This window comes from Flavobacterium sp. (assembly GCF_046317795.1).
Taxonomy (GTDB): Bacteria; Bacteroidota; Bacteroidia; order Flavobacteriales; family Flavobacteriaceae; genus Flavobacterium.
In genome coordinates this window covers 1-7,700 of sequence record NZ_JBKCVI010000074.1, presented here as the reverse complement: position 1 = coordinate 7,700, position 7,700 = coordinate 1, and the positions used below count along the sequence as shown (strand labels likewise).

The 7,700-nt window shown below is 31.9% G+C and carries 8 protein-coding genes, 1 tRNA gene and 1 pseudogene; 8 read left to right on the top strand and 2 right to left on the bottom strand.

Annotation, left to right across the window (positions count from 1 at the left end; all coding sequences use genetic code 11):
- Window positions 1-283, bottom strand: a pseudogene (locus ACK5ON_RS04520) (hydrolase); the annotation flags it as partial.
- Window positions 284-475: 192 nt separating this feature from the next.
- Between ACK5ON_RS04520 and ACK5ON_RS04515 the strand changes: the two are divergent.
- Window positions 476-1,183: a murein L,D-transpeptidase catalytic domain family protein gene (locus ACK5ON_RS04515; RefSeq protein ID WP_396176669.1), complete on the top strand. Its 708-nt coding sequence runs from the start codon at window positions 476-478 to the stop codon at window positions 1,181-1,183.
- Between the two features lie 118 nt (window positions 1,184-1,301).
- Window positions 1,302-1,374, top strand: a tRNA-Gly gene (locus ACK5ON_RS04510).
- Window positions 1,375-1,410: 36 nt separating this feature from the next.
- Here ACK5ON_RS04510 and pepE read toward each other — a convergent pair.
- Entirely contained in the window at window positions 1,411-2,115 is a 705-nt protein-coding gene (gene pepE / locus ACK5ON_RS04505; protein WP_396176668.1) for a dipeptidase PepE, read from the bottom strand.
- Window positions 2,116-2,388: 273 nt separating this feature from the next.
- Here pepE and ACK5ON_RS04500 point away from each other — a divergent pair, with 273 nt between their 5' ends.
- The 6 genes from ACK5ON_RS04500 to ACK5ON_RS04475 are packed head-to-tail and all read left to right on the top strand — an operon-like array spanning window position 2,389 to window position 7,699.
- The gene (locus tag ACK5ON_RS04500; protein WP_409820289.1) at window positions 2,389-2,994 is read left to right on the top strand and encodes a hypothetical protein; all 606 of its coding nucleotides are present in this window, start codon (window positions 2,389-2,391) and stop codon (window positions 2,992-2,994) included.
- Between the two features lie 5 nt (window positions 2,995-2,999).
- The gene (locus tag ACK5ON_RS04495) at window positions 3,000-3,716 is read left to right on the top strand and encodes a hypothetical protein (protein WP_409820287.1); all 717 of its coding nucleotides are present in this window, start codon (window positions 3,000-3,002) and stop codon (window positions 3,714-3,716) included.
- Between the two features lie 41 nt (window positions 3,717-3,757).
- On the top strand, window positions 3,758-4,501 hold the full coding sequence (locus tag ACK5ON_RS04490) for a carboxypeptidase-like regulatory domain-containing protein (protein WP_396176679.1): 744 nt from the start codon (window positions 3,758-3,760) through the stop codon (window positions 4,499-4,501).
- 19 nt (window positions 4,502-4,520) lie between these two features.
- Window positions 4,521-5,021 (top strand): DUF6702 family protein, encoded by a 501-nt coding sequence (locus ACK5ON_RS04485; RefSeq protein ID WP_409820285.1) that lies wholly within the window; start codon window positions 4,521-4,523, stop codon window positions 5,019-5,021.
- Window positions 5,022-5,080: 59 nt separating this feature from the next.
- Complete coding sequence (locus tag ACK5ON_RS04480) at window positions 5,081-7,330, top strand: M1 family metallopeptidase (protein WP_409820283.1); 2,250 nt, start codon at window positions 5,081-5,083, stop codon at window positions 7,328-7,330.
- Window positions 7,331-7,375: 45 nt separating this feature from the next.
- Entirely contained in the window at window positions 7,376-7,699 is a 324-nt protein-coding gene (locus tag ACK5ON_RS04475; protein ID WP_409820281.1) for a twin-arginine translocase TatA/TatE family subunit, read from the top strand.
- The last annotated feature ends 1 nt before the right edge of the window (window position 7,700 follow it).

Sequence of the window (7,700 nt, the reverse complement as noted above, 5' to 3'; positions counted from 1 at the left end):
TGGGGTCATCATCATGAAGAAGAGCAGCTACATAAACAGCTTCATCAGTAGAGACAATTTTAACTTCGGTATCCTTATTCTCTGGTATGGGTTTTCCGTTGTCTGGAAATATTTCAACAAAATTTTTTGCCACGGGAGCATTTTGCCATGCAGTCTCATCAAACTTTCCGTCAATGATTATCTTACTATCTATCCGTATCGCCTGAAGAGTTTTTTTTTGACTATAAACAAAACTTGTAAATAGTAATGTAACAAAGAAATAAAAGTACGAATACTTGGGCATATAGTAGTGGGTTAGGGACTACAAAAATAGTTAAATAATTGATATCTACAAGTCCACACATAAAATAAGAAATTTAATAATGGAGTAAGAATAATTAAAATTTACTTAAAAAAAGCAATAATATTTTTTTTTAAATCATTGATAATATATATTTGCTCTATCCAAGTCTAATTATAAACCTATTTACATTCAATGAATTATAAGTTATTCCCTTTGTTTTTTGTTCTTTTGCTGATGTCGTTTACGAATTTACCAAGCAACGAAAACTCCAAAAAAAATAATATTGTTGTAGAAGCTAAATCAGTTTCAAAAAATGTATCTATTTACAATCAATTAGATGCCAATTCTTTTGCATTGCCAAGTTTTGAAAGCTTTACCCTTGCTTTGGATGGATTTTATATTCTTAAAGAAAAAGGGCTAATTAAAAAAAATATTTTAACACTTGTCGATTTTAGTTTGTCTTCAAATACTAAAAGAATGTGGGTGATTGATTTAGAAAAAAACACCGTTTTGTTTCAAACATTAGTGGCTCATGGAAGAAATACAGGCGAAGAATTTGCTAAAGAATTTTCAAACAGAGCAGAGTCTTACCAAAGTAGTATTGGTTTTTATGCTACAGCTGAAATTTATAATGGTAAACACGGTAAATCTTTAAAGCTTGACGGTCTTGAAAAAGGTTTGAATGATAAAGCTAGAGAAAGAGCAGTTGTAGTTCATGGTGCAGAATATGTTTCTGAATCATTTATCAAACAATACAAACGATTAGGAAGAAGTCAAGGTTGTCCTGCTGTTCCAGTAGAAATGAATAGTAAAATAATTGATGTGATTAAAGACAAATCTTGTTTATTCATCTATCATCCAACTGCCAAAAAAGAAATCTTAGCTAAATTAGTTTCTTAGGTTCTAATCAACTTAATGGTTTTGTTTGCTTTATAATTCCGAAAGTTTTCAATTAATTTTTTCCCAAAAAAAATTTGCATCAAAGGAAAGTTATTCTTTATATTTGCACTCACAAAATGCGGAAGTAGCTCAGTTGGTAGAGCTCCAGCCTTCCAAGCTGGTTGTCGCGAGTTCGAGCCTCGTCTTCCGCTCTAAACCTCAAATGAAAGTTTGAGGTTTTTTTATTTTCATAAAAAAGCCAAATCCGTTTCGGGTTCTACTTCGATTGGAATTTCATTTTGTTTGAAAACTCTGGCGCTTAAATTTCCTTTTAGGATTATTTTTTCACCAGTTACTTCCAGCCAACTTCCTTCGCGCAATCCTACAACTGGAATGCTGTTAAAAGCATGAAATTCTTTTAATCTAGTTTCGCGGGTTTCTCCCATGTGTTTGCTTTGCAAGTCAGCATCGAGATAATGTGGGTTTAAATTAAAAGGTAGTAAGCCCAACGTTTTAAAACTCGGAGGATAAATGATAGGCATGTCATTGGTGGTTTGCATGGTTAATCCTGCAATGTTGCTTCCGGCACTGGAGCCCAAATAGGGTGTTCCATTTTCAACAACTTTAGCCAAAACTTCCATAATATTATTTTCATACAATTGAGTTACCAATAAAAATGTGTTGCCACCACCAGTAAAAATTCCTTGCGCATTTTCAATAGCATGAATTGGGTTTTCAAAATCGTGCAACCCTTTTACCGTTTTATTAATTTTGGCGAAAGCCAAACGAACAATTGCCGTATAATCATCATGCGATATTCCTCCCGGACGAGCATAAGGAATAAATAGTATTTCACTACAATCTTTAAAATGATTTTCCAAAGTAGGCAATAAATAGTCTAAATAATTTCCACCGTGAAGGGTTGAGGTGCTGGCAATAATTAGTTTTTTCATTTTGACATTATTCTTTGACCAAATGTACTGTTTTTACAAAATTTATTTAACATAATTTTACAACGCTGTCATTAAAATTTTATACATTTTTGAGGTTAGAAGATATTTAATTTTGTAGCAATGAAATTTCAAATCCTATTCTTGTTTTTTTGTTTTCCAATTTTTGGGTTTGCTCAATCAACGGAATTAGTTTTTTTGAAAGGGAAAATAGTTTGCTCAATAAAAAATTTAAGTGATGTTAATGTCACCAATCTACGGTCTGAAACGACAACTGTGTCAGTTAACGGTGACTATTCCATGTTTGTTAAAGTTGGCGATACCATCCAATTTTCTAGCATACAAATAGAAACCAAGAAAGTTATCATTCAAGAATCGGATTTGGCTAAATCCCTTTTTGTTTCATCACTAAATCCAAAAGTGATTGCGCTGGATGAAGTAGAAGTTAAAGAATATAAAAATATCAATGCTGTTTCGCTTGGGATTTTAGATAAACCTGCTAAAAAATATACTCCAGCTGAACGAAAATTGCGAACCGCTGGAGAGTTCCATTGGTATTATCCATTATTAATTCCATTAGGAGGAATGCCAACAGATGGATTAATAAATTCAATAAGTGGACGAACTGCAATGCTGAAAAAAGAACTTGAAGTGGAGAAAAAAGAAATGCTGTTAAAAAAAATAGAATACCAATTCGACCCAGAATATTTTACCATCAATTTAAAAATACCTCAAGAATATGTAAAAGGATTTTGGTATTATGCTATTCAAGAGCCAAAATTGGTAAATGAAATTAATACTAAAAATAAAAATATGGCTCGATTAATTTTTACTGATTTGGCTATAAAATATTTAGAGTTGATTGAAAATGAAACAAATTAAATTCAATGAAATTTAAAATTCTTTTCTTATTTTATTATTTTCCAATTTTTGGTTTTGCTCAATCAACGGAATTAGTTTTTTTGAAAGGGAAATTAGTTTGCTCAATAAAAAATTTAAGTGATGTTAATGTCACCAATCTTCGCTCTGAAACGACAACTGTGTCAGTTAACGGTGACTATTCCATGTTTGTTAAAGTTGGTGATACCATCCAATTTTCTAGCATACAAATAGAAACCAAGAAAGTTATCATTCAAGAATCGGATTTGGCTAAATCCCTTTTTGTTTCATCACTTGAACCAAAAGTGATTCCGCTGGATGAAGTGGAAATTAAAGAGTATAAAAATATCAATGCTGTTTCGCTTGGCATTCTTGATAAACCTGCCAAAAAATATACGGTTGCCGAAAGAAGACTCTATGCTGCTTCTTCATCCCCTTTAGATGGACTTTTAAATGCAATATCTGGCAGAACAGACTTGCTGAAAAAAGAACTTGAAGTGGAGAAAAAAGAAATGCTGTTAAAAAAAATAGAATACCAATTCGACCCAGAATATTTTACCAACAATTTAAAAATACCTCAAGAATATGTAAAAGGATTTTGGTATTATGCTATTCAAGAACCAAGACTAGTTAATGAAATCAATTCAAAGAATAAATCAATGGCAAAATTTATTTTTGCGGAATTAGCGACAAAATACTTGGAATTACTAACAAAAAAAGACTAATTTTAGAGTTACGATTAAATTTGGTTTTATTTCAACGATAAATGAAAAAAACAACTATCCTATTTTTTGCCTCTTTAGCTTTTCAGCTTTCATTTGCCCAAATAGATTCGCGCAAAATTTTGCATGGTCAAGTAGTAAACGATTCCATAAAAGTTGACAATGTGGTAGTCTTTAATATTAATGCTAACACAGGAACTGCTGTCGACACCGATGGTGTTTTCGAATTAAAAGCGCAACCTAATGATACTTTGTTTTTTTCTAGTTTATCATTTAAATCAAAAAAAATAGTGCTTTCAAAAAATCAAATGAGTCAAAAAGTTTTAACGATAGAATTGGATGCATTTGTCAACAAACTACAGGAAGTTGTTGTAAGTAATAAAAAGTTAAAACCAAAAATAGCTAACTCTCAAAAAATTGTGGATAAGCAATATTTTGATGATAATCAATCCTCACCTATAAACCCCAATATTTATAATGGATCAATTGTAAATGGGGTAAATTTTGTCAGATTGTATAAAGATGTTTTGAAGTTAATAAAGAAAAAATCAAATAGTGATGGCGAAAATGAGATGCCTTTTACTGAAATAGTGATGCAAAAAATAAATTATGGATTTTATAAAAAAACATTACATCTCAAAGACGAAGAAATACGATTGTTTTTATTGTATTGTGAAAAAGACCCAATAGATTTGAATTCTTTTAAAGCCAAATCAGATTTTGAAATTATGGACTTTTTGATTTCTAAAAATAGCGAATTTGAAAAAATAAAAGCACAAAAGAAATAAATTGACTTAATCAGTAGTAATGATCAAAACCATTAAAATTACATTTTTACTTTTTATTTTCTTCGGTAGTACAGCCATGGGTTTGCATAGATTTTATACTGCCATTTATCAAATAAATTATGTGGCTGAGAAGAAAATGATTCAAATCACAACTCGTATTTTTGCTGATGATTTGAATGATGCTTTAAAAAATCAATACCATAAAAACACTTTTCTTGGCACTGAGAAAGAAACTCCAGAGGATATTGTTTTAATGAAAAAATACCTCTCAGAAAATTTCAAATTGACGGTAAACGGAAGATCACAAGCCATGAATTATTTGAGTAATGAGGTAGAAGACAATGTTATTATTTGTTATTTAAACATCAAGGATGTATCCAAAATTAATTCCCTAGCAATTGAAAACTCTATTCTCATAGAAATTCATCCAGAACAACAAAATATTATACAATTTAACAACAATGGAACTAAAAAAAGTTTGCTGTTATCGAGTGAAACAACTAAAGGAATGTTAAAATAATTTTCATTATATTTCAACAATTAAAATAATTTTACTTTTACCGTTAATATATAAAGTCTATGAAACATACAACTACTATTTTATCTTTTTTATTTGTGATTGCAACTAGTGTATCTCAATCACAAGAAACATCAAAAAAGCAAAGTTCAGAATATAGAAATCCAGATAAATTCAAACAGATGTATGATTTATTGGCAACGCCCAACATGTATCGAACTGCATCTGGTGCGCCAGGTCCTGAATATTATCAGCAACAAGCGGATTATAAAATGGATATAGAACTGGATGATAAAAACCAAAAGTTATATGGTACAGAAACCATAACGTATACTAACAATGCCAAAGAATCATTGGATTATTTATGGATTCAATTGGATCAAAACGAAAAAGCGAGAAATTCAAATTCTCCTTTAGTAGAAAGTAATAAAACAGATCCTGCCTTTTCTACTCAAGCTTTTTCCAGAAAATATTTGGAAGAAGATTTTGATGGAGGATTTAAAATTGACTATGTAAAAGATTCCCAGGGAAAAATGATGCAGTATACTGTCAATCAAACCATGATGAGATTAGAATTACCTAAATTACTAAAACACGGCGAAAAGATATCTTTCTCCATAAAATGGTGGTATAACATAAACAATTATACGATTGATGGTGGACGTTCGGGCTATGAACATTTTGACAAAGACGGTAATAATCTTTATGTTTTGGCACAGTTTTATCCACGAATGGCAGTTTATAATGATGTTGAAGGATGGCAAAATATGCAGTTTTGGGGTGCAGGAGAATTCGCTTTGCCTTTTGGAAATTTTGAAGTAAATATTACCGTTCCAGCCGATCATATTTTAGAAGCAACAGGAACATTATTAAATAGAAACGAAGTTTTTACTACCGAACAGCTGCAACGTTATCAATTAGCCGAGAAATCATTTGATAAACCTGTAATTGTAGCCACTCAGGCGGAAGCCGAAGCAAGAGAAAAAGGATTTTCAACAGCTAAAAAGACATGGAAATTCAAAGCAGAAAATGTTCGTGATTTTGGTATTTCTACTTCAAGAAAATTTATTTATGATGCTATGGCGGTTCAAACTGGGAATACTACAGCAATGGCAATTTCGCTCTATCCAAAAGAAGGAAATCCGCTTTGGGAAGAATATTCAACTAGGATTGTAGCGCATACTTTAAAGAGTTATTCCAGTTATACATTCGACTATCCTTATCCCAAGGCCATTTCTATTAATGCTAGAGACCAAGGCATGGAATACCCAATGATTTGTTGGAACTATGGTCGTCCAGATGAAAACGGTAAATATACTGACCAAACTAAATATGGAATGTTAGGAGTGATTTGTCATGAAATAGGGCATAATTATTTTCCTATGATTGTCAATTCAGATGAGCGCCAGTGGACTTGGATGGATGAAGGATTGAATAGTTTTTTAGAATATTTAGCTGAAAAATCTTTTGATCCCAATTTTCCATTACGTCGTGGACCAGCAAAAAATATTGTTCCCTACATGAGTGGCGATCAAAAAGGATTAGAACCTATTATGACCAACTCAGAAAGTATTCGTCAATTTGGAAACAATGCTTACGGTAAACCAGCAACTGCCTTAAATATTCTGCGTGAAACCATCATGGGACATGAGTTATTTGACTATGCATTTAAAACCTATGCCAATCGTTGGAAATTCAAGCATCCAACACCCGAAGATTTTTTCAGAACAATGGAAGATGCATCAGCAGTCGATTTAGATTGGTTTTGGAGAGGTTGGTTTTACAGTACAGATTATAATGATATTGGGATAAAGGAAGTGAAGAAATACTTTGTAAGTAGCGATCCTACCAAAGAAGTAACCGAATTTATGAAGACAAGACGTCGTCGTGATACAAAACTAGGTGCTATGGTATATATGGTTGCCGAGGGAAGTGAAGATTATAAAACAGAGATGAATAAGCCATTTAAAATAGTTGATTACAAAGCTTTAGATGAGTATGTTAATCAAAATTTTACGCCAGAAGAAAAGGCAAAATTAAACGAACCTAAGTACTTTTATCAAGTCACTTTTGATAAACCGGGTGGATTGGTAATGCCGATAATTGTAGAACTAACTTTTGAAGATGGCACCACAGAGAATCATTATTTTCCCGCTCAAATTTGGAGAAAGAATGATCAAGAAGTAAGCAGAACTTTTGCTACTAAAAAAGCCATTGCTAAAATTCAAATCGATCCAAAGTTAGAAACAGCCGACATTGATACTTCCAATAATTCTTGGCCAAAAACAATAGAAAAATCAAAATTTGATTAGAAGAACTTTGTAACTTTACAACTTTAAATTTAGCAACTTATTACTATGTTTGGAATTGGCGGTGGCGAATTACTATTTATCATTTTCATAGCGTTGATGCTTTTCGGTTCAGATAAGATTCCTGAAATTGCAAGAACTTTGGGAAAAGTAATGGCTCAATTGAAAAATGCAACCAACGAAATAAAATCTGAAATTCAAAAAGGAGCAGATGCCAATGGAATTGACACATCACTCAAAGATTTAACGTCTTCTTTTACCTCTGAAGTAGACAAGGTGAAAGAAGGTTTGGACTCGAATTTGACCAATCCAGTTCAAAAAGCTACTCAAGATATCGAAGATTTGACAGGTCCAATAAAAAGACAGTTGTAAT